This window comes from Qipengyuania sp. R86523, from assembly GCF_044596365.1.
Taxonomy (GTDB): Bacteria; Pseudomonadota; Alphaproteobacteria; order Sphingomonadales; family Sphingomonadaceae; genus Qipengyuania; species Qipengyuania citrea.
In genome coordinates this window covers 410,253-434,694 of record NZ_CP138997.1, presented here as the reverse complement: position 1 = coordinate 434,694, position 24,442 = coordinate 410,253, and the positions used below count along the sequence as shown (strand labels likewise).

The 24,442-nt window shown below is 65.8% G+C and carries 20 protein-coding genes; 6 read left to right on the top strand and 14 right to left on the bottom strand.

Annotation, left to right across the window (positions count from 1 at the left end; genetic code table 11):
* The first annotated feature begins 37 nt into the window (after window positions 1-37).
* From pstB to phoB, 3 genes are all read left to right on the top strand, one after another.
* The gene (pstB, locus tag SJY12_RS02100) at window positions 38-784 is read left to right on the top strand and encodes a phosphate ABC transporter ATP-binding protein PstB (protein WP_050600725.1); all 747 of its coding nucleotides are present in this window, start codon (window positions 38-40) and stop codon (window positions 782-784) included.
* Between the two features lie 13 nt (window positions 785-797).
* Window positions 798-1,469 (top strand): phosphate signaling complex protein PhoU, encoded by a 672-nt coding sequence (phoU, locus tag SJY12_RS02095; RefSeq protein ID WP_050600726.1) that lies wholly within the window; start codon window positions 798-800, stop codon window positions 1,467-1,469.
* A gap of 70 nt (window positions 1,470-1,539) precedes the next feature.
* On the top strand, window positions 1,540-2,226 hold the full coding sequence (phoB, locus tag SJY12_RS02090) for a phosphate regulon transcriptional regulator PhoB (RefSeq protein WP_050600662.1): 687 nt from the start codon (window positions 1,540-1,542) through the stop codon (window positions 2,224-2,226).
* A 1-nt stretch (window position 2,227) separates the two neighbouring features.
* Here phoB and SJY12_RS02085 read toward each other — a convergent pair whose 3' ends face one another.
* The 8 genes from SJY12_RS02085 to SJY12_RS02050 form a co-directional block, all read right to left on the bottom strand.
* Window positions 2,228-2,884 (bottom strand): extensin family protein, encoded by a 657-nt coding sequence (locus SJY12_RS02085; RefSeq protein WP_397505841.1) that lies wholly within the window; start codon window positions 2,882-2,884, stop codon window positions 2,228-2,230.
* A gap of 65 nt (window positions 2,885-2,949) precedes the next feature.
* Window positions 2,950-3,195 (bottom strand): hypothetical protein, encoded by a 246-nt coding sequence (locus SJY12_RS02080; protein WP_397505840.1) that lies wholly within the window; start codon window positions 3,193-3,195, stop codon window positions 2,950-2,952.
* Entirely contained in the window at window positions 3,196-3,585 is a 390-nt protein-coding gene (locus SJY12_RS02075) for a LysE family translocator (RefSeq protein ID WP_397505839.1), read from the bottom strand.
* 9 nt (window positions 3,586-3,594) lie between these two features.
* Complete coding sequence (locus SJY12_RS02070) at window positions 3,595-7,179, bottom strand: error-prone DNA polymerase (protein ID WP_397505838.1); 3,585 nt, start codon at window positions 7,177-7,179, stop codon at window positions 3,595-3,597.
* Between the two features lie 116 nt (window positions 7,180-7,295).
* Window positions 7,296-8,765, bottom strand: a complete 1,470-nt coding sequence (locus tag SJY12_RS02065; protein WP_397505837.1) for a UdgX family uracil-DNA binding protein — start codon at window positions 8,763-8,765, stop codon at window positions 7,296-7,298.
* A 124-nt stretch (window positions 8,766-8,889) separates the two neighbouring features.
* Window positions 8,890-10,134 (bottom strand): putative DNA modification/repair radical SAM protein, encoded by a 1,245-nt coding sequence (locus SJY12_RS02060; RefSeq protein WP_050600665.1) that lies wholly within the window; start codon window positions 10,132-10,134, stop codon window positions 8,890-8,892.
* 60 nt (window positions 10,135-10,194) lie between these two features.
* A complete protein-coding gene (locus SJY12_RS02055; RefSeq protein WP_082835749.1) occupies window positions 10,195-11,682 on the bottom strand; it encodes a DUF6504 family protein in 1,488 nt (495 codons plus the stop codon).
* A gap of 83 nt (window positions 11,683-11,765) precedes the next feature.
* Entirely contained in the window at window positions 11,766-12,548 is a 783-nt protein-coding gene (locus SJY12_RS02050; protein WP_348345732.1) for a hypothetical protein, read from the bottom strand.
* Between the two features lie 144 nt (window positions 12,549-12,692).
* Between SJY12_RS02050 and SJY12_RS02045 the strand changes: the two genes are divergently transcribed.
* Window positions 12,693-13,178 (top strand): pyridoxamine 5'-phosphate oxidase family protein, encoded by a 486-nt coding sequence (locus SJY12_RS02045; RefSeq protein WP_397505836.1) that lies wholly within the window; start codon window positions 12,693-12,695, stop codon window positions 13,176-13,178.
* A gap of 134 nt (window positions 13,179-13,312) precedes the next feature.
* Here the strand turns inward: SJY12_RS02045 and SJY12_RS02040 are convergent, their stop codons facing one another.
* Entirely contained in the window at window positions 13,313-14,743 is a 1,431-nt protein-coding gene (locus SJY12_RS02040) for a sodium-dependent transporter (protein ID WP_050600669.1), read from the bottom strand.
* A gap of 127 nt (window positions 14,744-14,870) precedes the next feature.
* On the opposite strand from SJY12_RS02040, the gene panB reads away from it, so the two are divergent.
* Entirely contained in the window at window positions 14,871-15,743 is an 873-nt protein-coding gene (panB, locus tag SJY12_RS02035; protein WP_050600670.1) for a 3-methyl-2-oxobutanoate hydroxymethyltransferase, read from the top strand.
* Between the two features lie 16 nt (window positions 15,744-15,759).
* Entirely contained in the window at window positions 15,760-16,830 is a 1,071-nt protein-coding gene (locus SJY12_RS02030) for a DUF475 domain-containing protein (protein ID WP_230832802.1), read from the top strand.
* Here SJY12_RS02030 and SJY12_RS02025 read toward each other — a convergent pair.
* From SJY12_RS02025 to SJY12_RS02005, 5 genes are read right to left on the bottom strand one after another with little or no spacing between them, the layout of a single operon-like run.
* The gene (locus SJY12_RS02025) at window positions 16,760-17,764 is read right to left on the bottom strand and encodes a bile acid:sodium symporter family protein (protein WP_397505835.1); all 1,005 of its coding nucleotides are present in this window, start codon (window positions 17,762-17,764) and stop codon (window positions 16,760-16,762) included. The genes SJY12_RS02030 and SJY12_RS02025 overlap by 71 nt on opposite strands.
* 40 nt (window positions 17,765-17,804) lie before the next feature.
* Entirely contained in the window at window positions 17,805-19,514 is a 1,710-nt protein-coding gene (locus tag SJY12_RS02020) for a tetratricopeptide repeat protein (protein WP_397505834.1), read from the bottom strand.
* A complete protein-coding gene (prsR, locus tag SJY12_RS02015; RefSeq protein ID WP_050600673.1) occupies window positions 19,498-20,865 on the bottom strand; it encodes a PEP-CTERM-box response regulator transcription factor in 1,368 nt (455 codons plus the stop codon). The genes SJY12_RS02020 and prsR overlap by 17 nt, the downstream gene beginning before the upstream one ends.
* Window positions 20,865-22,973 (bottom strand): XrtA/PEP-CTERM system histidine kinase PrsK, encoded by a 2,109-nt coding sequence (gene prsK, locus SJY12_RS02010; RefSeq protein ID WP_397506627.1) that lies wholly within the window; start codon window positions 22,971-22,973, stop codon window positions 20,865-20,867. Before prsK ends, prsR begins: the two co-directional genes overlap by 1 nt.
* Window positions 22,973-24,358, bottom strand: a complete 1,386-nt coding sequence (locus SJY12_RS02005) for a TIGR03013 family XrtA/PEP-CTERM system glycosyltransferase (RefSeq protein WP_050600675.1) — start codon at window positions 24,356-24,358, stop codon at window positions 22,973-22,975. Before SJY12_RS02005 ends, prsK begins: the two co-directional genes overlap by 1 nt.
* Window positions 24,359-24,442 lie beyond the last annotated feature (84 nt).

The window sequence follows — 24,442 nt, the reverse complement described above, 5'->3', positions numbered from 1 at the left end:
CGTAGTCCACGACAACCTCGAGAAAACCGAAGCCAAGATGAGAGCCGAGGCGGTCTCCGTATTCTACGGCGACAAGAAGGCGATCGACGAGGTTTCGATCGATATCCCGACCGAATATGTGACCGCGTTCATCGGTCCCTCGGGCTGCGGCAAATCAACGTTCCTGCGGACGCTGAACCGCATGAACGACACGATTCCCACGGCGCGGGTCGAGGGCAGCATCCAGCTCGACGGCGAGGACATCTACGCCTCGGGCATGGATGTCGTCCAGCTGCGCGCGCGTGTCGGCATGGTGTTCCAGAAGCCCAACCCCTTCCCCAAGTCGATCTACGACAACATCGCCTATGGTCCCAAGATCCACGGCCTCGCCGAAGGCAAGGACGAACTCGACGCGATCGTCGAGAAATCGCTGCGGCGCGCTGGCCTGTGGGAAGAGGTCAAGGAACGCCTGCAGGACAGCGGCACGGCGCTGTCGGGCGGTCAGCAGCAGCGGCTGTGCATCGCGCGCGCCATTGCGGTCGACCCCGAAGTCATCCTGATGGACGAACCCTGCTCAGCGCTCGATCCGATCGCCACCGCCAAGATCGAGGAACTGATTGCGGAACTTAATGGTCGCTATGCTATCGTCATCGTGACGCACTCGATGCAGCAGGCTGCACGTGTCAGTCAGCGTACTGCCTTTTTCCATCTCGGAAAGATGGTCGAATATGGCCGTACGTCCGATATATTCACCAATCCGCATGAGCAGCGGACCCAGGATTACATCACGGGCCGCTACGGTTAAGGCTATGAATTCGATGCAAGAACATACCGTCAAGGCATTCGACGAGGACATCACCCGCCTGCGCGGACTGATTGCCGAGATGGGTGGTCTTTCCGAAGCGGCGATCGCGCAATCGCTCGAGGCGCTGGTCAATGGCGACGACGAGCTTGCCGACCGCGTCGTCAAGGCGGACAAGAAGATCGACGCGCTCGAAAGCGAGATCGACAAGCTCGCGGTGCGGATCATCGCGCTGCGTGCGCCGATGGCGGACGATCTGCGCGAGGTGATCGCGGCGCTCAAGATTGCCGGCGTCGTCGAACGGATCGGGGACTATTCGAAGAACATCGCCAAGGCGAGCAAGGCGATCGGGGGCAACCGCAAGCAGTTCGAACCGCTGACCCTGCTCCCCGCGATGGCCGACGTAGCCGCAGAAATGGTCCACGACGTGCTGACCGCCTATGCGGCGCGCGATGCCGAACTGGCACGCGAGGTCATCGCTACCGATGAGAAGGTCGACGCCTTCTACAATTCGATCTTCCGCAACCTCGTCAGCCATATGGTCGAAAACCCTTCGACCATCTCGAGCGCGGCGCAGATGCTGTTCGTGGCCCGCAACCTCGAGCGCATTGGCGACCACGCGACGAATGTGGCTGAAATGGTTCACTTCGCCGCTACCGGGACATATCCTCTCGACGAGGATGGCTGACATAAAACTGTAGCGCTGGGGTCATAATGCTGTGCCGACCGAGACTGAAACTCCCCGGAAAGGCAAGCATTTGCACGCTGCGAAACTGTTATTGGTGGAAGACGACCCGGCTCTTTCTGAGCTGCTCGAATACCGCTTCACCAACGAAGGCTACCAGGTTCGCACGACCCCAGACGGCGACGAGGCACTGTTGCTGGCGACCGAGGATGTGCCCGACCTCGTCATCCTCGACTGGATGATCGAAGGCACCAGCGGGATCGAGGTTTGCCGCCGGTTGCGGCGCGACAAACAGACCGCGCATGTCCCGATCATCATGCTCACCGCACGCGAGGCCGAGGACGACCGCGTGCGCGGGCTCGATACGGGCGCCGACGATTACCTCACCAAGCCCTTTTCCCCGCGCGAACTGCTCGCGCGCGTGGCGGCGGTCATGCGGCGTATTCGCCCCGCGCTGGCCGGCGAAAGCATCGAGGTCGGCGATATCACGCTCGATCCTGTGGCGCACAAGGTCACCCGCCGCGGCCGCACCTTGCAGCTCGGCCCGACCGAATATCGTCTGCTCAAATTCTTCATGGAAAGCCCGGGCCGCGTGTTCAGCCGCGGGCAGCTGCTCGACGGAGTCTGGGGTACCGAAAGCGAGATCGAGCTGCGCACGGTCGATGTCCATATCCGGCGCCTGCGCAAGGCGATCGAGATCGACGGCGCGAAGGATCCGGTGCGCACGGTGCGCAGCGCGGGCTATTCGCTCGAGGCCTGACCTAGCGGCACACGCTGTTCCAGCGCGGGCTCATGTCGAGATGGAAATGGTCCGCATGCGCGGCATTGTAATCGGGAGACAATACGGTCGCGAAGCTGCGGCACGCACCATCGCGCACGGTGCGCAGGAATTGCGCTTTGTCCCCCTCACCGGACCAATCGTGCAGCACGCTAATCCGCGTCCCGTCGGCAAGTACGAAGCCGGCGATATCGATCGCGTTGGCAGTGGCATGTTCGCTCCAGGCGCCGCTGTCACGGCCATAGAGACGGCGGCAGGAATAGGCGCCAAGATGCTCTATCCGCGCGATTTCCGACCCGAATATGTCGTGTGCAGTGGGCTTCAGGACATCGCGCTCCCATAGCAACAGCGCGATCGACGCAGGGCAGGTGACCGGCGGCGTGTTCGGGCTGAGCGGATAGTCGGTGAGCCGCGTGCGATCCTCGCGGCGACACGCGCCCTCGCCCGCGGGTTCGAGCACATCATGCGCGATATCGCTGCGTTCGAGCACTGCACGGCATGCCGGAGCATCCTCGCGCAGCGCGAGCAGCTTGGTTTCGGTCGCCCAGCCCGGCGGATCGCGCAGGTCGAGCGGTGCCCAGGGATTGTGCTCGGGATGCTCGGCGAGCCAGACCCGGCCGCTCAGCAGAAGTCCCGCCATGACGAGCAGCAGTGCCACCCGCCGGTCGCCGGCAAAGTGTCCGATTCGTCGCGATATCATCCGTGTCACAGCTCCGTCCCCAATAATTCGGCCAGCACGAGGGCCGCTATCAGGAGGAAAACCGTTCCAATGCCGCGATCGATCCAGCGCCGCGTGGCCGCGCGCGCCATCAGGCGGGCGAGCCGCTGCCCGGCACCGATGTACAGCGCCCCGACCGGCACGTCGATCACGAGAGCGAGAACGGCGAGAAGGATGATCTGCGGACCGATCGGCGATGCGGCATCGACGAAGGGCGGGATGATCGCGAGCATTTAGATCAGCGACTTGGGATTGCCGATGGCGATGAGGATGCCGTCGCGAAAGGCATGGTGCGAAGGCCCGCGGGCAGTTGGCGGTGCTTCCTCTCCCGCGTGGAAGGAGTGCCGGATCGCCGCAATGCCGAGCCATGCGAGATAGCCGATCCCCGCAAAGGCCAGCACCCGGAAGGCCAGCGGATAGGCCGCCGCCAGCGTGCCGAGCCCCAATGCGACCAGCACCCACCACACCAGGTAGCCGCTCTGCATGCCCAGCAGCGCCGCCCAGCCCGAGCGCGCACCGCGCCAGACTGCCTGCCCCATGACGAACAGCATCGATTGCCCTGGCACCAGGCTGGTGGTCGCGGTCACCAGCGCGAAGGCGGCGAGCTTTTCGGCATCGATCATGCAGCGCGCCTAGTGGAAGTCGCGGCTCGGGGGAATGATCCGCGCATCACGCGGATGCCCGCCCGAATTGGGGCCGAACCACCCGCATTCGCGATTGCCCGGCGGGGGCTCCTCCCACGGCTCGACCGGCCGGTAGGGGTCGTCCCCGCCTTCCCTGAGATTGTCGCGCGGATTGAACTTCGCGGGCAGCGGCGTCGTGACATGGTCCGCGCGCGCGACCGGCGCATTGAGCATGTCGTCGGAGAGCCGGTAGAGCTGGTGCGTCGCATCCTCCATGTGATGCGCGATCACATGGATCACCTCGTCGTCATATTCGACCCGGCCGCGCACCTCCATCAGCCGTGAACCCATGACCACACGGCGTTGTTTTTCCTTCAGATCCGGCCAGACCACGAGGTTGATGACACCGGTCTCGTCTTCCAGCGTGATGAAGCAGACCCCCTTGGCGCTGCCCGGTCGCTGGCGGATCAGCACCACGCCCGCGACATGCACCATGCTGCGGAACTTGCGGCTGCGCAGATCGCAGGCGCGCACGAAACCGCGTTCGGCCAGGCTGGCGCGCAGGAAGGCCATCGGATGCGCCTTCAGGCTCAGCCGCGTGGTCTGGTAATCGGCCACCACTTCCTCGCTCAGCGGCATGGCGGGAAGCTGCGTCCGCACGGTCTCGGCCCCCTCCTCGCGCGCAGCAGCAGCGGCGAACAGTGGCAGGTCCGCCCCGCCCACGATGCTGCGCGCATCCCACAGCGCCTGCCTGCGCGACAGCTGCATCGAACCGAAGCAGTCCCCGCTGGCCAGGCGTTCGATATGCGCCGGGCCGATCCGCGCGCGGTCCTTGAGCGCGGCGACATCGGCATAGGGCCCGCCCGCCTCGCGCTCGGCGATCAGCCGCGCCGCCACGGCCTCTGGCAGGCCGTCGACCTGCCGCAGGCCAAGGCGGAGCGCGATATTCCTGTCCTGCCTGCCCCGCCCCCGTTCTCGGCCGCTCGCGGGTGCCTCGCCGCCAATATCCTCCAGCGTGCAATCCCACTGCGACAGATTGACGTCAGCGGGCAGCACGCTGACGCCATGCTCGCGCGCGTCGCGCACGATCTGCGCGGGGGCATAGAACCCCATCGGCTGCGAATTGAGCAGCGCGCAGCCAAAGGCGGCGGGGAAATGGCATTTGAGCCAGCTCGAGACATAGACGAGATGCGCGAAGCTGGCGGCGTGGCTTTCGGGGAAACCGTATTCGCCGAAACCGCGGATCTGGTTGAAGCAGCGCTGCGCGAATTCGCGGTCGTAGCCGCGTTCGACCATGCGCTCGACCATCATGTCCTGCAATTCGTCGACCATGCCGCGGCTGCGGAAGGTCGCCATCGCCTTGCGCAGCCGGTTCGCCTCGCGCGAGGAGAATTTCGCGGCGTCGAGCGCGATCTTCATCGCCTGTTCCTGGAAGATCGGCACACCCAGCGTGCGTTCGAGGATGCTCGACAATTCGTCGGGCGGGCCATGCTCGGGGGCAGGCGCGGGAATGACGACCTGTTCGGCCCCGCGCCGGCGCTTGAGATAGGGGTGCACCATGTCGCCCTGGATCGGCCCCGGGCGCACGATGGCGACCTGGATCACGAGATCGTAGAATTCGCGCGGGCGCAGCCGCGGCAACATGTTCATCTGCGCACGGCTCTCAACCTGGAATACGCCCAGCGAATCCCCCTTGCGCAGCATGGCATAGGTTTCCGGGTCCTCGCGCGGGACGCTGGCAAGGCTGAGCGGGCGATTGTAGTGATCGTCGAGCAGGTCGAGGCACTTGCGGATGCAGGTCAGCATGCCCAGCGCGAGGACATCGACCTTGAGGATGCCGAGCGCCTCGATATCGTCCTTGTCCCATTCGATGAAACTGCGTTCGGGCATCGCGCCATTGCCGATCGGCACGGTTTCGGTCAGCGCGCTTTCGGTGAGGATGAAACCGCCGACATGCTGCGACAAATGCCGCGGCATACCAATCATTTGCTCGGTCAGTTTAAGAACCCGGCGCAAGTGCGGATCGCGCACATCCATGCCCGTCTCGGCAGCGTGTTTCTCGCTGATCTCGCGGCCCCACCCGCCCCATACGGTCTTGGCCAGCGCAGCGGTGACATCCTCGGTCAGCCCCATCGCCTTGCCCACTTCGCGGATCGCCATGCGCGGGCGGTAATGGATCACCGTGGCGCACAGGCCGGCGCGGTGGCGGCCGTATTTGCGATAAATGTACTGGATCACCTCTTCGCGCCGCTCATGCTCGAAATCGACGTCGATGTCGGGCGGCTCCTTGCGTTCTTCCGAAATGAAACGGTCGAACAGCAGCGCGTGCTTGGCCGGATCGACGCTGGTGATGCCGAGACAATAGCAGACCGCCGAATTGGCCGCGCTGCCGCGCCCCTGGCACAGGATCGGCGGATCGACCCCGCGCGCATAATCGACGATATCCTTGATGGTGAGGAAGTATCGCGCCAGGTCGAGCTTGCCGATCAGCGCCAGTTCGCGTTCGATCGTTTCGCGCACAGTCTCCGGCACGCCGCCGGGATAGCGCCAGGCGGCCCCTTTCCACGTTTCGCTGGTGAGATATTGCTGCGGCGCCTGCCCGTCGGGGTATATTTCCTCGGGATATTCATACGCCAGTTCGTCGAGACTGAAATCGCAGGCATCGGCCACTTCGCGCGTGGCGGCAATCGCATGCGGCCAGCTATCGAACAGCCTGATCATGGTCGCGGGCGGCTTGAGATAGCGTTCGCCATTGCTCTCCAGCAGATGCCCCGCCGCCGCCACGGTGGTCTTGTGGCGGATCGCGGTCATCACGTCCTGCAACGGGCGCCTGTCGGGCGTGGCGTAATGCACGTCATTGGTGGCGAGGATGCCAAGGCCATGCGCCTTGGCGAGTGCATCGAGCCGTTCGATCCGCGCGATATCGCTGTCGGTATAGAGGAAGCTTGCGGCAAGGTGGCGAAGGGTGGGAAGCTGGGCCGCGATATGCGGCAGGATATCGGACAGCGTTCCTTCCACCCGCACCCGATCCGCTTGCCCGCCTTCGGATGCCTCTGTCCGGGGGGCGGGCGAAAAGGGGACGACATTGCTCGGCACCGTCACGGCAAAGCGCTGGTCGAGATCGCGCGGGGGCAGCAGGATCAGCTGCACATCCCCGGCATGCCTGGCCAGCATCGCAAGGCTGATGTCGCAGGCGCCCTTGGCCTGCCATTCCCCGTCGAGCGTGCGCATCCGCCCGGCCGAGATCAGGCGGCACAATTGGCCATAGCCGGCGCGATTGTTCGGATAAGCCAGGAAGGCAAGACCTTCGACAGTTTCTATCCTGCAACCGATAAGCGGCTTCAGTTTAAGCGTTTTTGCCTCGGTATGAATGCGCACCACGCCCGCCATCGTATTGGCATCGGCAATCCCGATCGCATCGTAACCCAGCGCCCGCGCCTGCAGCACCAGGTCGACCGCATCCGACGCCCCGCGCAGGAAGCTGAAGCAGGACACGAGTCCGAGTTCGACGAAGGGCGAACGCGGCGGCGCCTCGATGCTCGCGGGATCGAGCTTGATCGTCCGCTTGGGGATCTGGAGATCGTTTTCGGGCATGACGGGCAGGTCTCGCCGTCATTCCTGCGAAGGCAGGGATCCATCCACCTGCGCCGCTGGGCGAAAGCTTGGCTGGACCCCCGCCTTCACGGGGGTGACGAGAGAAGTTGAGGGCATCATGGCGCGGCTAGTTCCGCGAGCCGTGCACGCACCGCGGCAAGGTCGGCATCGAACAGGCGCGCCTGTTCCTCCCGCGCGGGCCCATCGAGCCGCAACAGGTAGGACGGATGCGCGGTGACCCACAATTCGCTGCCATCCTCGAGCGGGATGGGGCGGCCCCGCGCCTTCGTGATGCTGACCGTCTTGCCCAGCATCCCGCGCGCCGCACTGGCGCCCATGGCCAGCACCAGTTTGGGCTGCACGATCGCGCGTTCGCTTTCGATCCACCAACGGCAGGTGTCGATTTCCTTCGCGCCCGGGTTCTGGTGCAGCCGCCGCTTGCCGCGCTGGACATATTTGAAATGCTTCACCGTATTGGTGACATAGGCGCTGCGCCGGTCGATCCCGGCCTTTTCCAGATGCACGTCGAGCAATTGCCCGGCGGGCCCGACGAAGGGGCGTCCCGACAAATCCTCCTGGTCGCCCGGCTGTTCGCCCACGATCATGAGCGCGGCATCGTCCGGCCCCTCGCCCATCACCGCATGGTTGTCGAGCTGGCCGATCGGGCATTTGCGGCAGGCATGGATCGCCTTGTCGATCGCCGCCAGCGTATCGGGCCGGTCCTCCAGCCCGTCCGCGAACAGCGACTTGCCCTTGTCGACCATCTGCGCCTCGCGGTTCTGCGCGCCCGCCACCAGTTCGGGGATGAGCGCGGCTTCGGGCATGTTCTTCCAGTATTTCTTGGGCATTTCCTTGAGCATCGCGCCGATCTTCAGCCGCGCGGGATTGAAGATCGAGGCGTAATAGCTGCGCCACAGATCCTCCGTCGGATCCCCTTCGGGCGCATCGGACCGCTCGGCCGGCGGGCCTTCGGACATGGTCGTCCCGTCCCAGTGCAGCGAACCGCGCGGGGTCAGGATCGACCAGCGCATGTTCGCAAAGCGCCGCATGAAGAAGCCCGCATTGGCGCGCAGGATATGGTGATCGGGTTCGAACCAGGCGACGTAATGCTCGCCGCCTTCCCCCTCTTCGTTCTCCACCAGCCGGAAGCGGACGAAGGCATGCATCTTGTGGCTGTCGCGGCGGACATTCTTGGCCAGCTCCTCCACCCGGCGCACATCGGGATCGGCCTTGTCCTCCATGATCCGCCCGTTCGCCTGCAACCGCCACAGCAGGCGATAGAGCAGCGCGAACCGCTCGGGGTCGGAATGGAGGATGGCATTGCGCGCCAGCGTCACGAAGCGCTTGCTCGCGCGCACCAGCCGCGCATCGGCGGGCGGGACGGGCATGCCCCGTTCGCTTTCCGCAGCCGGTGCAGCCGCGAACAGGTCGCCATTGCCGCCCGGCTCGACCCAGGCGATGCGATCGGGCGGGACCTCGCATTGCACCAGCGTGCGGGCCTGCTCGCGCCAGAACTCGAAATCGTCCGGCTCGGGCAGGTGGACCACGTGGTAGCGGGCGAGCCGGGCCTGCGGGAGCGCGCTCACACCAGCACCCCCAAGCCGTCGCCCCTGCGCAGGCAGGGGGCCAGACAAGGTCTGCAACACAAGCCACGTCCGTTGTCTGGATCCCCGCCTTCGCGGGGATGACGGTGAAAGAGAAACAGGAAATTCATGCGGTGAACAGCTCCAGCTGCTCGGTCTTGGGCGCGAGCAGGCTGCGCAGGTCGGCACGGTCGGTCAGCATGACGGGCCGCCAGTCGACAGTGCAGATAAAGGGCCGCACCTTGGTCACCGACAGCGTCAGCCGCGCCACATCGTCGAGCCGCAGATTGCGATGGCGCCGGCTGGCAAGGATCTTGCCCACTGCCTTCACCCCCAGCCCGGGGACGCGCAGCAATTGTTCCCTGGTGGCGCGGTTGACATCGACCGGGAACTGTTCGCGGAATTTGAGCGCCCAGGCGAGCTTGGGATCGATGTCGAGCGGCAGGTTGCCGTCCGCCTCGGTCGCCTGCATCACTTCGGCCGGCTTGTAGCCGTAGAACCGCATCAGCCAGTCGGACTGGTAGAGCCGGTGTTCGCGGATCAGCGGCGGACGTTTCAGCGGCAGCACCGCGCTGGCATCGGGGATCGGCGAGAAGGCGCTGTAATAGACGCGGCGCAGGCGGAAATTGTCATACAGCCGGCTCGCCTTGCCGACGATGTCCGCATCGGTCGCGGCATCGGCGCCGACGATCATCTGCGTCGACTGGCCCGCGGGGGCGAAGCGCGGCGCGTGCTTGAAGCGCTTTCTGGCGTCTTTCAGTTCGCTTATGTCGCTCTTGACCCGGCCCATCGCGCCTTCGATCTGCCGCGCATCCTTGTCGGGCGCGAGCCGGGTGAGGCCGCTGTCGGTCGGCAGTTCGACATTGATCGATACGCGGTCGGCATAAAGCCCCGCCTGGTGGACGATCTCGGCATCGGCCTCGGGAATGGTCTTGAGATGGATATACCCGCGAAAATCGTGTTCTTCCCGCAGGATACGGGCGACTTCCACTAGCTGTTCCATCGTGTGGTTCGAGTTCTTCACGATGCCCGAGGACAGGAACAGCCCCTCGATATAATTGCGCCGGTAGAAGGACAGCGTGAGGTCGACCACCTCCTGCGGCGTGAACCGCGCCCGCGCGACGTTCGAACTCTTGCGGTTGACGCAGTAATGGCAGTCGAACACGCAGTGATTGGTCAGCAGGATCTTGAGCAGCGAGATGCAGCGCCCGTCGGGTGCATAGGCATGGCAGATGCCCATCCCCTCGGTCGAACCGATTCCCTTACCGCCCATGCTGGTGCGCTTGGCCGTGCCCGAGGACGCGCAGGAAGCGTCGTATTTTGCCGCATCGGCGAGAATCTCGAGCTTCTGAAGGACGGTTTGCGTAGCCATTCGTTCTATATATGTTCCACACAGCCCCCTGCCAATGTCGAATGATGCATCGAGGCGGTTTCAGGCACACAAACCGTGCAGGTACCAGTCGGGAGGGCCGCCCCGGCCATCGCCGATGATGCCCAGGCGGTAGATCCAGTACCGCCGGCCGGCTTCGTCCTCGATCCGGTAATAGTCACGCAACCGCGCGCCGCCGCGTTCGCGCCACCATTCGGGCGCGATGCGTTCGGGCCCTTCAACCCGCGCCACCTCGTGCACTTGCCCGCGCCAGCGAAACCGCTGCGGATAGCCATCGGGCGTCGCATAGAGCACGGCAATGCTTTCGGGACTGTCGAGCAGCTTGAGCGGGCGCGCATGGAAAGCGAGCTGCCCTTGCGAGGATGCCTCCGGTTCGAGCGGCGGCTGCCAGCGCTGCGCGCGCTCGGGAATATGGCTGGCAAAGGGCACGGGGCGGGTAACCGCCTGCGCCCCGAGACGGACGGTCAGCCGGTCGATACAGGCCGCCAGCGACGTGCCGTGGGTTTCCGCCGCGGTCTCGATATCGTCCTGGGCAAGTGCCAGCGGTTCCGCCCAACTTGCCCGCAGGCGCAGCATCTCGATCCCGAACCCGGCATCCACATCGTCGAGCCGCGCCGCGAACAGCCGGACGATATGCGCCGGATCGCGTGTCGCGGCCGCCAGTTCGAGCCGGCGAACCACCACTTCGCCATCGACGCGCCACAACCCCAGTTCGAGACGCCGGGCACCCTGCCCCTGCCCCTCGAGCTCGCGCGCCATGTCCCCGGCAAGATCGGTGACCACCGTATCGAGCAACTGGCGATGGCGGATCGGTTCGAGCAAGCGCCGCTGAACCAGCGGCACCTGCTGCGGAACGACGGGCAGCAGCGGTTCGGGCACGCGCCCGAGCAGCTGGTCGAGCCGGACCAGCGGGTTGGCGGCAGGCGACTTGCGGTTGCGGAAACGGCGCTGGATCGCATCACGCCCCAGGGTCGCGATTTCGCCCAGCCGTTTGAGCCCCAGCCGGCGCAACACGGTCACCACATCCTGGTCGAGCCGCAGCGCGGCCACCGGCAGATCGGACAGGGCGCGTTCGATCGCTTCGGCCCCCTCGACGATAGCCCCGTCGCGGCCATGATGCGCCAGCGCCCAGGCGGCTCCGGCGGTTGGCGCAATCGCCGTGCGAACCGCCAGCTTTCGCTGGGCAAAGGCCTGCTGCACATCGGCAAGCAACCGGTTCTCGCCGCCGAAGAGATGCGCCACCGCGGTCACATCGACCAGCAGCCCGTCGGGCGGGTCGAGCGCGGACCACGGCCCCCAGCGCTGCGCCCAGATTGCCAGGGTCTCGAGAAAGCCGAGATCGCCCGCCGGATCGCTGGGCGCGGTGGCGATTTCGGGGCAGAGCGTACGCGCATCGGCGAGCATCATGCCCTTGTGCGCGCCGGCAGCGGCCCCCGCACGGTTGACCGCCTCGATCCGCGGGCCGTGCGCCGTGTCGGCGATCAGCACCAGCGGCCCCCTGTCCAGCACGCGGCTGTGCTCGTCCGCCATCACGCGCCAGCGGTCGATCGCCAGCGCGGGCAGCCAGATCGACAGGATGCGGCGGGACCGCGATGATCCCGCCTCCTGCGGGCTCACGCCCGGCGCAGCGGATGGCGCAAGCGCAACCCGGCCGCCCAGTTCGCCGCCGCCTCTCCGGTTTCTTCGTCCGGCTTGCGGGCCATCAGCCCGCCCTGCTCCTCGCCCAGCACCCATTCGCCCGGCGCATGCGCGCGCGCGCGGAACAGCTCCGCCCGCCAGCGGGGAGTACCGGGGGCCCGCTGGTCCCAGTGCGGCGCAGGCGAAGGGGCCGAGGCGACTTCCCAGCGCATGCGTGCCGAAGACAGGTCGCGCGCGGCATCGAGCCGCACCAGGAACAAGGGCACCCCGTGCCTTTCGCTCGCCAGCGTCAACCGGCGCGAGGCAGTGAAATCGAGCGCCTTCGGGTTGCCGGCGATCTCTCCCAGCACGAAGGCCAGATCACGGCAGCGCAATCCTTCTTCCAGTGCGAAGAGCGCATCTTCCGCCTTTTCCGCCAGGACATGGATCACCCGCCCCTGCAGGGTCTGTGGCAGGCCGGCGCGATAGGGCCGACCCACCCGCCGCGCGGCCTTGCGCGTCTGGACCCACAGCACGCTGCGCCGGTCCTGCGCTTCGTCCCCGGCTTCGCGCGGCAGGCAGCGGGCATCATCGAGCGCCAGCGCCAACGCGGCGGCGCAGCCCGCACTCTCGCGCGTGGAGGCGAAGACCTCGTTGTGCAGCGCCAGACCCTGATGTGCCGCTAACCCGGGGCGCCACCGCGTGCTGCGCCGTGCGGACAGCGCGGCAACATCGGTAAAGGCCGTGAACGGCAAGGAGACAGGATCGGGTTGGGACATGACGGAACGACTCGTTTGTTCATTTTATGTTCCATATCGGAGCGATTCGCAATTCGGCGGACCCAGTCATCCCCCAATCACACGATCCGGGACCGAACCGCGCGCTCGTACATTGATCGGGTAAATCCAACTCAAGGAGACACCATGAAACACGCCGCAGGGAACCCCGACGAACTCAAGGAACAGTTCTGGAAGGCACTGGCAGATTCGCCCTTCCTCTTCCTCCAGCTCGACGGCCAGAGCTCTACCGCAGTGCCGATGAGCCCGCAGCTCGACAAGGATGCGAACAGTTCGATCTGGTTCTTCACCCATACCAAGAGCGATTTTGCCAAGCTCGGCCGCGCGACGGCCACTTTCGAGAGCAAGAGCCACGAGGTCTTTGCGCGCTTCGATGGCACGCTGACCCGCGAGACCAGCAAGGAGCGGTTCGACCAGTTCTGGAGCAATTTCGTCGAAGCCTGGTACGAAGGCGGCAAGGACGATCCCAACATCCTGTTCCTGCGCATGGATCTCGGCGATGCCGAAATCTGGAACGGCGACCTGGGCCTGCTCACCACTGCCAAGATGGCGCTGGGCAAGACCGTGGTCGACGAAGCCGAAGAAAAGCACGCGAAGAGCGTCGACCTCTAGGATTTCGCCTCCGGGCAAACCAAGGGCCGCTCCCACATGGGGGCGGCCCTTTTCATGTCCGGCATCGCTTGTCGGCTATCCCGTTCGCTCGGCGCAATGGCGCGGTCCCGGTTCCGCCGCTGGCGGCGCTGCGCTCAGCCGCCGAGAATGGCGGGGAACAGCCCGGTGACCAGGATGATCGCCACGGCCAGCGGGCACAGCCACGCCAGCAGGAAACGCCAGATTCCGAACGCCAAGGGCGACAGGCCGGTGGTCGTACGCAGCAAGTTCGTATCCGCCTTCCAGCCGATGAATATCGACGTCAGCAGCGCCCCGACGGGCAGCATGACCTTGCCTGTGAAGCCATCGACCGTGTCGAGGATATCGGTATCCGCGAACAGGTCCCAGAAGCCCAGCGGGCGGACATCGGACCACACGTTGTAGCCCAGCAGACAGGCGATCCCGATCAGGAACGCACCGCCGCCGAAGATCAGGGCCGACTTGGGCCGGCTCCAGCCGCGCTCGCCGATCCCGTAGGCGGTCGGCACTTCGAGCAGCGAAATCGAGCTGGTGACCGCGGCGACCAGGATCAGCAGGAAGAACAGCAGGCCGAACAGCGCCCCGCCGGGCATCGTCTGGAAGGCGAAGGGCAGCGTCTGGAACACCAGCGTCGGACCGGCAGCGGGATCGAGCCCGACTGCGAAGACGATCGGGAAGATCATCAGGCCGGCAAGCAGCGCCACGCAGGTATCGGCGATCGCGATGATCGCGGCCGTCGGGCCGAGCGCGCTGCCTTCCTTGATATAGGAGCCGTAAGTGATCAGCCCGGCCACGCCGAGCGAGAGCGAGAACAGCGCCTGGCCAAGCGCCGAGTTCATGACTTCGGGGGTGAGTTTCGACCAGTCGGGGGTGAACAGGAACGCCGCTGCGTCGCCGATGTCGCCTTCGATCGCGCCATAGATCACCAGCCCGACAAGCAGGACGAAGAACACCGGCATAAGGTAGGTGGCGGCCTTCTCGATGCCCGAGCTGACGCCGCGCGCAACGATGTAGAGCGTCAGCCCCATGAACAGGAAATGCACTGCCAGGAGCAGACCGGGATTGGCGAACATGTCGCCCAGCCGCTGCTGGATCTGTTCGCGGCTTTCCCCCGCCAGCGCGCCGCGGAACGGATCGCCTGCCATTATGGCCTGCGCGAGGTCGCTGCCCATCACGCCGACGTAATACAGCACCCAGCCGGCAACCACCGAATAGAACGCCACGATCAGGAAGGCGGCGAGCGCGCCGACCGCACCGAACACCGACCATCCCGGGCTCGCCTGCGACTGCGCCGCCACCCGGCGAATCGAGCCGATCGCGTCGGTCTGGCCCACGCGTCCGATGAATATCTCCGACAATACCAGCGGCAGGCCGAGCAGGAACACGCAGGCGATGTAGACGATGACGAATGCGCCGCCCCCGCTCTCGCCCGCCAGCGTCGGAAACCGCCAGATATTGCCCAGCCCGACCGCGGCCCCCACCGCGGCAAGGATGAATGCCGTGCGCGAGGACCAGCCCTCGCCCGTCGAACTCGTGGTGGCGACCATGTACAGATTGTTCCTCTCAAACCGCGGCGATCCCGGCCGCGCCTCACATGTCCGCCCTTAAACACACAATCTTGCGAGAATCCAAGCTTCGCTTTGCCATCGTTCCCGTGCTTGCTAGTGGGTGCCCATGTCCACCACCTTCCAGCTCGATACCAGCACCAGCAGGGCCAACCCCACTCCCCAGCCCATGAAGCGGCTGACGGTCCCGAAAATCCGCGCACACAAGGCGGATGGGGAAACCGCCAAGCCGCTGGTGATGCTGACCGCTTACACCGCGCGGCAGGCGCAATTGCTCGATGCGCATTGCGATATGCTGCTGGTCGGGGATTCGCTGGCGCAGGTGATCTACGGCCTGCCCACCACCATCCCCGTCACGCTCGACATGATGGCCACCCACGCCGCGGCGGTCGTGCGCGGCAGCTATCATTCGGTGGTCGTGGTCGACATGCCTTTCGGGTCGTACGAACAGTCGCCCCAGCAGGCCTTCGAAAGCGCGACCTTCCTGCTCAAGCAATCGGGCGCGGCCGCGGTGAAGCTCGAAGGCGGCGCGCAGATGGCGGAAACGGTCAGTTTCCTCAACCAGCGCGGCATCCCGGTGATGGGCCATGTTGGGCTCACCCCGCAGGCGGTGAATGTGCTGGGCGGCTATGCCGCGCGCGGCCGCAGCGACGCCGAAGCCGAGAAGATCGTCGGCGATGCGCGCGCCCTCGACGAGGCGGGCGCTTTTGCCATCGTGCTCGAAGGGGTGCTCGAACCCATCGCCATCGAGGCGACCGGTGCAGTGTCGTGCCCCACCATCGGCATCGGCGCCTCGGCGCAATGCGACGGGCAGGTGCTGGTGACCGAGGACATGCTGGGCATGTTCGAGAGGGTCCCGCGTTTCGTGAAGAAGTATGCCGACATCGCCGGGGTCATCGAGACGACCGTGGCGCAATATGCCGAGGAAGTGCGGGGCCGCAGCTTCCCCACTCCCGACCAGACCTATCAGCCGAAGAACTGACAACCGGGCGCAGACCATGGAAACAATCCGCAATTACTACACGTTTTCGTTCGGCTTCACCGCAGTCTGCTTCGCGCTGGCCGCATGGTATGGCTGGTCGAGCACGGGATCGATCACCGCCACGCTCGGCATCCTGTGGATCGTCGTCGTGCTGTCGATTCTCGAAGTGTCGCTGAGCTTCGACAATGCGGTGGTCAACGCCACCGTGCTGCGCGACATGGACCCGGTCTGGCAACAGCGGTTTCTGACCATCGGCATCCTGATCGCCGTGTTCGGCATGCGGATCGTGTTCCCGATCGCGATCGTCGCCATCGCGGCACGCGTCGGGCCGCTCGAGGCGGTTTCGCTATCGCTCAACAATCCGGCGGAATACGAACGGATCGTCTCCGAAGCGCATATCGGCATCGCCGGCTTCGGCGGTGCCTTCCTGGCGATGGTCGGGCTGACCTTCTTCTTCGACAACGACAAGGAAGTGCACTGGATCGCCGCGATCGAGAAGACGATCAACAAATTCTCGAATGTGCCCGCAGTCGAGATCGGGCTGGTGCTCGTACTCGTCTACTGGGTTTCCACCCTGCTCGTTCCGGCCGACAAGATCACCTTCCTCACCGCCGCAGTTCTCGGCCTGGTGACCTTCATCGCCGTCCACGCGATCGCCGCGATCATCGAGGAACGCGAAGCGGCCAAGAAAGCTGCCGGCCAGATCGTGAAATCCGGTCTCGGCGGGTTCCTCTATCTCGAAGTGCTCGACGCAAGCTTCAGCTTCGACGGCGTGATCGGGGCCTTCGCGCTGTCGAACAACATGGTGATCATCGCGCTGGGCCTGTCGGTCGGGGCAATGTTCGTGCGTTCGATGACGATCCACCTCGTGCGGACCGGCACTCTGGCGCAGTATCGCTATCTCGAGCACGGGGCCTTCTGGGCGATCATCGTGCTGGGCGTGATCATGCTGCTGTCGGCGCGCTATCACATTCCCGAAACGATCACCGGGCTGCTGGGCGCGGTGCTGATCGGTCTCAGCTTTTGGTGGTCGGTGCGCCATAACCGGCGCTTTCCGGCCGATGCGGTGACGACGCCAGCCGACTAGCGATCGGCGCGGCGACCACCAGCTGGAAGAAGTGGTACAGCAGCAGCGCGATCACCAGGAAGCCGGCCTCTTCGGGCGGAAACAGGATCGTCGCCAGCGGCGCACCCACCGCCGCGCTTTTCTGCGCCCCGGCGAACAGGAAGGCGATGCGATCGGCCCGCTGGAGGCGGAGCGCGCCGCCCGCCAGCCAAGCGCCCACATTGCCCGCCAGCAGGAAGGCGGCGACCAGCGCGCCGATTACCGCCCAGTCGATTCCCGCGACGCGCGACCAGATGCCCTGCTCCACCGCGCCCGAGAACGCGACATAGACCGCCGCCGAAATAGCGAAGCGGTCGATCCAGGCGATCTTCGGCTTGTGCTGCGCGATGAAGCCCGAGGTAAAGCCCTGGACGGCCTGCCCAATGGCGAAGGGCAGGATCAGCAGCAGCATGATCTTGCCGATCACTTCCATCCCCACTGCCCCGCTGCCGCTGCCGCCCAGCGCGAGGAACAGCGGCACCGTGACGAACACGCCCAGGATGTTGAGCAGTGCCGCGCCGACGACCGACAGCGCCACATTGCCCCCAGCAAGCGAGCTGTAGGAGGTTGCCGATTGGACGGTGGAGGGCAGCGTTCCCAGATACAGGAACCCGAGCGCGACCGACGGCGCCAGTAGACCCTGCCCGATCGAGGAGAGCGCCAGCCCGACCAGCGCCATCCCCCCGAACACCCACAACACCAGCGGGACGAGGAAACGCCAGTTCGCGAAACCGGCGACGATATCTCGCCGGGCGATCCGCATGCCGTTGAGCAGGAAGAGAACGAAAATCGCGGCATTTGCCACCATCTGCGCCCAGCCGCGCGCATCACCGGTGGCGGGCAGCAGCGCAGCGACGGCGATCGCCGCCACCAGCATGCGCAGCATGGGGTCGGTCAATACGGTTCTGAAACTCATCGCCCTGCCCTGCCTGCCGGCGAAACGCTTGTCGAGCGGGTCAGCGCGATTGCAGCGAGCGCAGCTTGGCTTCCAATTCGGCGCGCGCGGCGCTCCCGTCTTCGGGCATGGCTGCAAGCAGCGCGGAGATCGCCAGCGGGTTCATCGGTTCGAGTTCGTGCGCGGCGAGCGCATAGCTCATTGCCTCCTCCGCGTCGCCCAGCTGCCGCGCCCCGACGCTGCGCGCGGCGAGCACCCACGGCACGCGGCCCATGCCGAGATCGAGCGCGTGATCGAGCAGGCCGACCGCGCGCGGCCAATCGCCTTGCGCGGCGTAGCTGTCGGCCAGTGCAGCCGCCGCCTCGCCGTTCATCGGGTTCTGCCTGACATAGTCGGCGAGCATCCTCTGCGCGCGTGGCACATCGTCCTGCGCTCGCGCCAGCCGCAGAGCGAGCGGCCACCCCAGGCGGATCCGGGCGGCGCGACCATAGGCGGCGCGCGCGGCGGGCTTGTCCCCCACGGCAAAGCTTGCATCGCCCAGAACCGCCTGCGCATCGGCCGAGCCGGGAAAGCGGCGCGCCAGTTCGGCTGCGCGCGTCACTGCCGCCTCACCGTCGCCCGCGACGATGGCATGGCGCACCTGATCCCTGAGCTGCAGTGCCCCGGTCGCTTGCGACGTCGGCGCAATCCGTACCGGCGAAAGGCTCGGCAGTGCGGTCAACTGGCCCGATGCAATCGCCGGCTGATCGAGGAACCGCGCAGCGCGGGCGCGGTCGCCCAGCGCCTCGTAAGCGCGGCCGACCAATGTGCGCAGATAGGCCGATGCGGGATCGTCGGCCACGATACCGGCAAACCGGCGGACCAGCTCGCGCTCGCCAGCGCTGCGCGACAGGGCAAAGGCCAGCAGATCGCGGATCCGGCGATTGTCGGGTTGGCGGGAATACAGCCGATCGAGCGTCACGGCGGCGATCGCGTAGTTTTCCTGCTGCAGGTCGATCAGCGCCGACAGCAATTGCGCTGAAGCGACCCCGTCCTTCGCCAGACCCGAGCGTTCCAGCAGATCGCGGGCCAGCGCGACATCGCCACCCCGCGCGGCAATGACCGCCTGGACGAACAGTCCCCGGGGCGCCGCCGCGGCAGTCCCGTCCCCGCCCCGCAGAACCGCCAAAGCGTCTTGCGCGCGCCCCGCATCGCTCAGCGTTGCGGCGAGATCGAGCCGCAGTTCCCGGTTCAGCGGGTGCAGCTCCAGCGCACGGGCAAACCACTCCGCACCGGTTGCAAGGCCCTGCGCATCGCGGGCCAGCTGGCCGCGAAAGCGCAGCGCGTCGGCATGCGCGGGATCGATTGCCAGCGCGCGTTCCACCGCCTCGAGTGCCTGCGCCTGTTCGCCCCCGGCATAGCGCAGCCGGCCGATATCGACCCACAGTCCCGCATTGGCGGGATCGGCGCGATAGGACTGGTCGAAAGCCGCGCCGGCAGCCGGCAGGTTCCCCTGCGCCATTTCGAGCCGACCGAGGCTCCGGAACCCCTCGGCGCGGGTCTCCGCAGAGAACTCGCCCGGCTCGAGCCAGGCGCGCGCCAGCGCGAGGTCGCCTGCGAGCAATGCCCGTTCGCCGTGCATTGCCGCGATGTCGGCCCGCTGCTGCGCAGGCTGGGTTGGCGCAGCAGCGCCCGTGCCGGACGGATCCTCCACCGAGCCATCGCAGGCGGCAAGGCCCGGCGCTGCCAGGACGAGTCCCGCCAGGAGGGCCAGGTCACGCGTGCAGATCATACTGCTTGAGCAGGTCGTACAGCGTCGGCCGGCTGATCCCCAGCAGCTTGGCCGTGTTCGAGATGTTGCCCTCGCTGCGCGCCAGCGCCTGGCGGATCATCCGGCGGTCAGCCTGTTCGCGCGCCGCCTTCAGGTTGAGCGCGATATCCGCGCCGTCTGCCGCACTTTGCGTCAGGTCAAGGTCTTCGGCGGTCACGAGCTTGCTGTCGGCCATGATCACCGCGCGCTTCACGCGGTTCTCCAGCTCGCGGACATTCCCCGGCCAGGCCCAGCTGTCGATCGCGGCGAGCGCATCGGGCGCGAACCCCTTGACCTGCGGGTTCATTTCCTTCGCCAGTCGGGTCAGGAAATGCTTCGCCAGCAGCACCGCATCGCCGGGCCGGTCGGACAGCGGAGGCACCTTCACCACGATTTCGGCAAGCCGGTAGAACAGGTCTTCGCGGAAGGTGCCCGCGCCGATCATCGCCTCCAAATCCTGGTGGGTGGCGCAGACGATCCGCGTGTCGACCGAAATAGCCTTGCGGCCCCCGACGCGTTCGATCGTGCGTTCCTGCAGGAAGCGCAGCAGTTTGACCTGCAAGGGCAAGGGAATATCGCCCACTTCGTCGAGGAACAGCGTGCCCCCATCGGCCAGTTCGATCTTGCCCGGTGTCGTCTTCACCGCGCCGGTAAAGGCGCCCTTCTCGTGCCCGAACAGCTCGCTTTCGAGCAGGTTTTCCGGGATTGCCGCGCAATTGATCGCGACGAAGGAACCGTCCTTGCGAACGCTGCAATCGTGGACGCCGCGCGCCAGCAGTTCCTTGCCCGTACCGCTCGCGCCGAGCAGCATCACCGACACATTGGTCGGCGCCACGCGTTCGATGGTGCGCGCGACCTTGGCCATTTCGGGCGCGGCCGTGATCATCGAACCGAGCACTGTGCGCTCGTCACCGATCTGTTCGGCCAGACGGCGGTTTTCGCTCTCTATCTGGTGCAGCCGGTAGGCGCGCTGGACGATCAGCCCGAGCGTGTCGATATCGACAGGCTTCTGGTAGAAATCGTAGGCGCCTTCCTCGACCGCGCGCAGCGCGCTTTCGCGCGCGCCGTGGCCCGAGGCGACGATCACCTTCGTATCGGGCTTGATCGCCATGATCGCCTCAAGCACCGCGAACCCTTCGCTGGTCCCGTCGGGATCCGGCGGCAGGCCGAGATCGAGCGTGACCACCGCGGGTTCTTCCGCCCGCACCGCTGCCACGGCGGTTTCTCGCGTGTCCGCCAGGATCACGTCGAAATCCTCATAGGCCCATTTGAGCTGGGCCTGGAGCCCTTCGTCATCCTCGACGATGAGCAGTTTCGGCTTTGTTTCCGCCATTATGCGACCTCGTTATTGTCTGCGGAATTGCTGCGCCTGATCAGAGAACTGGCCGCCTGTATCGGCAGGCTGATCGTAAAGCGGGTGCCGAGCCCTTCGCGCGATTCGACGTCGACCCTGCCGCCCATCGAACGGATCAGTTCGCGCGCTTCGAAGGCACCGATCCCGAACCCGCCGTTCTTCGAAGACACGAACGGCTTGAACAGGCTGTTGCGAATGAATTGCGGCGACATGCCATGGCCGTTGTCGATCACGGTGACCTTGCCCGACATGCCGTCGCTATACACCTCGACCATCACCGAACTGTTGGTATCGCTGGCATCGATCGCGTTCTGGACCAGATGGACCAGCGCCTGGTCGAAGGCTTCGGGATTGCCTTCGACGGCGACCGGCTCGGACCGCAGGACGGCGACCGGGTGAAACTGGCTCAGCTGCTCAACCGTGCGCCGCGCAGCGACTGCCAGATCGAAACGGCGGACCGCTTCAGACGTCCCCCCGCCATAGCGGCCCAGCCGGCTGAGCAGCGCGTTGAGCTTGTCGGCGCTGTTGCGCAGCGTGACGAGCATGTCCTCGCGGAACTCTGGCTTGTCGGCGTGTTTCTCGGCATTGCGCAGCAGCAGCGACATCTGGCTGGAGAGGTTCTTGATGTCGTGCATGACAAAGGCCATGCGATGGTTGAATTCCTCGAACCGGCCCGCCTCGAGCAGGGCGGTCTGGCTGGCCTGTTCGGCCAGATAGCTGGCCAGCTGGCGTCCCACGACCGCGAGGAGGTCGAAGTCTTCCCAGTCGAGCTTGCGCGCCACCAGCGGCCGCGCGAGGATGACGAGGCCGACGAGGCGGTCGAAATGCATCAGCGGGACGGCCGCCCACGCCGATCGGTCGTGCCGCAGCCACTGCGGAATATGCGCCAGTTCGCCGTGATGGTCGATGCCCGCCCGCAGTTCGTCGAAATCGAGGATCAGCTCGCTGTCCTCGAGCAGTTTCGCCAGCGCCTCGGGGGCTGCCGTGGTGGGCAGGTTGCGTCCCGGCCAGCGCCAGTTGGCCGCGAGTTCGAGGTCCCCCTCGTCGCCCGGCACCAGCAGCAGGCCAGACGGGCTGTCGGTGATATCGGCCAGCGCTTTGACCGTACGCTCCTGCAGGGTGATGTTGTCGAACCCGGTGGTGCCGATCGTGTCGGTAAAGCGGATCCACTCGGTGCGGTAGTCGTACCGGTGCTTGAACAGGTGTTTGACCGCGGTGACCCGCAACCAGCCGCGCAGGCGGTCCGAAGGCAGCCAGATCAACGCCAGCGCACCCGCCGCGATGATCAGGCCCACCTGTGTCAGCCGGGCCAGATCGCCGCTGAGCATGTTGAGCCAGCGCGCGATGCCCAGCATCACTGCAAGATACCCCCCGATCAGCAGCAGCGAGAGGAAGCGGAAGGTGACCGCACGCGACGGGCTGAAGGCGAGTTCGGAAGAATCGCGCGTGAAGCCGATTGCGAAGGGTACGGCGAAGATGGCGGCCGCCAGTCCGCGCAGAACGGCCAGCTCGCCCGGCGGCGATCCCATGATGTAGGCGATGGTGAAATAGTTGAGGTCGAAGGCCCACAGCCCCGCCAGGGCAGCAACGCTCCATCGCAGGATTTCGCGCGAGGTCGCGGCGGCACCGGCATAGAGATTGTGCAGCAGCACCAGCGCGCCGACCGCCACCATCACGCGGAACAGCGCCGCGGTATCGAATGTCAGCAGCGCAAGCTCGGGCGTGACCGCATAGCGCCGGGCGATGAGCAGCAAGAGGAATTGCATGACCTCGACCAGCACCAGCGCGACCACCACCGGTCGCACCAGCCGCAAGGTCTCGTCGCGGCCATCGTTGCTGAACAGGCGGAACAGGACGAACAACCACGCGAGATTGCGGGCGATCTCGGTGAGCTCGACGATCGGCCGGCCCGGCTCGAAGCTGGCCGCGGCGAAGCACCAGTTGGCAGTCAGCGCCACAGCGACGATCGCGGGTGTGCGGTCGCCACGCGCGGGATCGCCCTTGCGCCCGATCCAGATCGCCGCAAGCGCGCAGACGATCGCCCCGATCGTGTAGGCCACATAGGACAGGCTGCCGACGAGACCCATCATCGCGCACCGTCCGGCCAGAGGATGACCCGCGCCGTCTGCAACAGGATCAAAAGGTCGAGAAACGGCGTGTAATTCTTGGCGTAATAGAGATCGTATTCGAGCTTGTGGCGCGCGTCTTCGGTGTTGGCGCCATAGGGGTAGTTGATCTGCGCCCAGCCGGTGATGCCCGGCTTCACGACATGGCGCTCCGCATAATAGGGCAGCGCCTTTTCCAGTTCGGAGACGAAGGCGGGCACTTCGGGCCGCGGGCCGACGAAACTCATCTCGCCCTTGAGCACGCTCCAGGCCTGCGGCAGTTCGTCGATGCGCACGGTCCGGATCACCCGTCCGACCCGCGTCACCCGCGGATCGCCCTTCTCCGCCCATTGCGCCCCGTTCGCTTCGGCATCGAAGCGCATCGAGCGCAGCTTTATCAGCGTGAAGGTCTGGCCGTAGAGGCCGACGCGCTTCTGGCGGAAGAATGCCGGGCCGCCGGTTTCCAGCTTTACCAGCACCGCAAAGATACCGATCAGCGGCAGACCGACGATCAGCAGCAGCAGGCTGGCAACGATATCGAACGTCCGCTTGCCGATGCTCGACAAGCGCCGGCCGGCGGAAAACCCGTCGGAAAAGATCAGCCAGCTGGGGTTGAGCGTGTCGAGATCCACCCGTCCCAGCTCACGTTCGAGAAAGCTGGAGAAGTCGTTGACGTGGACGCCCTGCGTCTTGACGCGCAGCAGGTCTTTCAGCGGCAGCGAATTGCGCCGTTCCTGCAGCGCGAGCACGACCTCGGTCGCACCGACGCGGTCGGCGAACCGGCCGAGATCGGAAATCGATTCGCGCTGCACGGCGGTGGCGATCAGCGGCGCGGTTTCCCCCATCGCGACGAAGGCACCGATCCTGAAGCCGCTTTCGGGCCTGTGCGACAGGCGCTCGAGCCGCCTGGCGCGTTCGCCTGCGCCCAGCACCAGCACCGTCCGCCGGAACGCCTCGGCGCCCAGCATCCGGCTTGCGAGGATCCGGTTCGCCACGAGCACGAGGATGGCGATCCCCATCGCGTACAGCAGGACCGAGCGCCACAGCGCCGAACCGGGGAGGACGAAATTGACCAGCGATATGGCGAGCACGCCCAGGCTGACCGCCACCAGCAACCGGGCAGTCGCGAAGCGGATCGAGCGCAGCGCCTCGGGGCCATAGGAGCCCACGGCGATCATCCCCAGCCAGATGACTCCGGCGAAAACCCCGATTTCGACCGCGCGATCGGAAACTTCCCCGACGCCCGTGCCGATCTGCATCACGCGCAGCCGCCACGCGGCTTCGCCTGCCAGCAGCAGCAACATGAAGTCGATCAGGGAAAGCAGCACCACATTGTAGGAAATGTAATGCTTGAACAGGCGGATCATCCGAACCGGCTCACCAATGGTTAGTGTCGGGATGCTTGACTAGCAGACAGGAATGAACCGTCGGTAAACTTTACACATCACGCC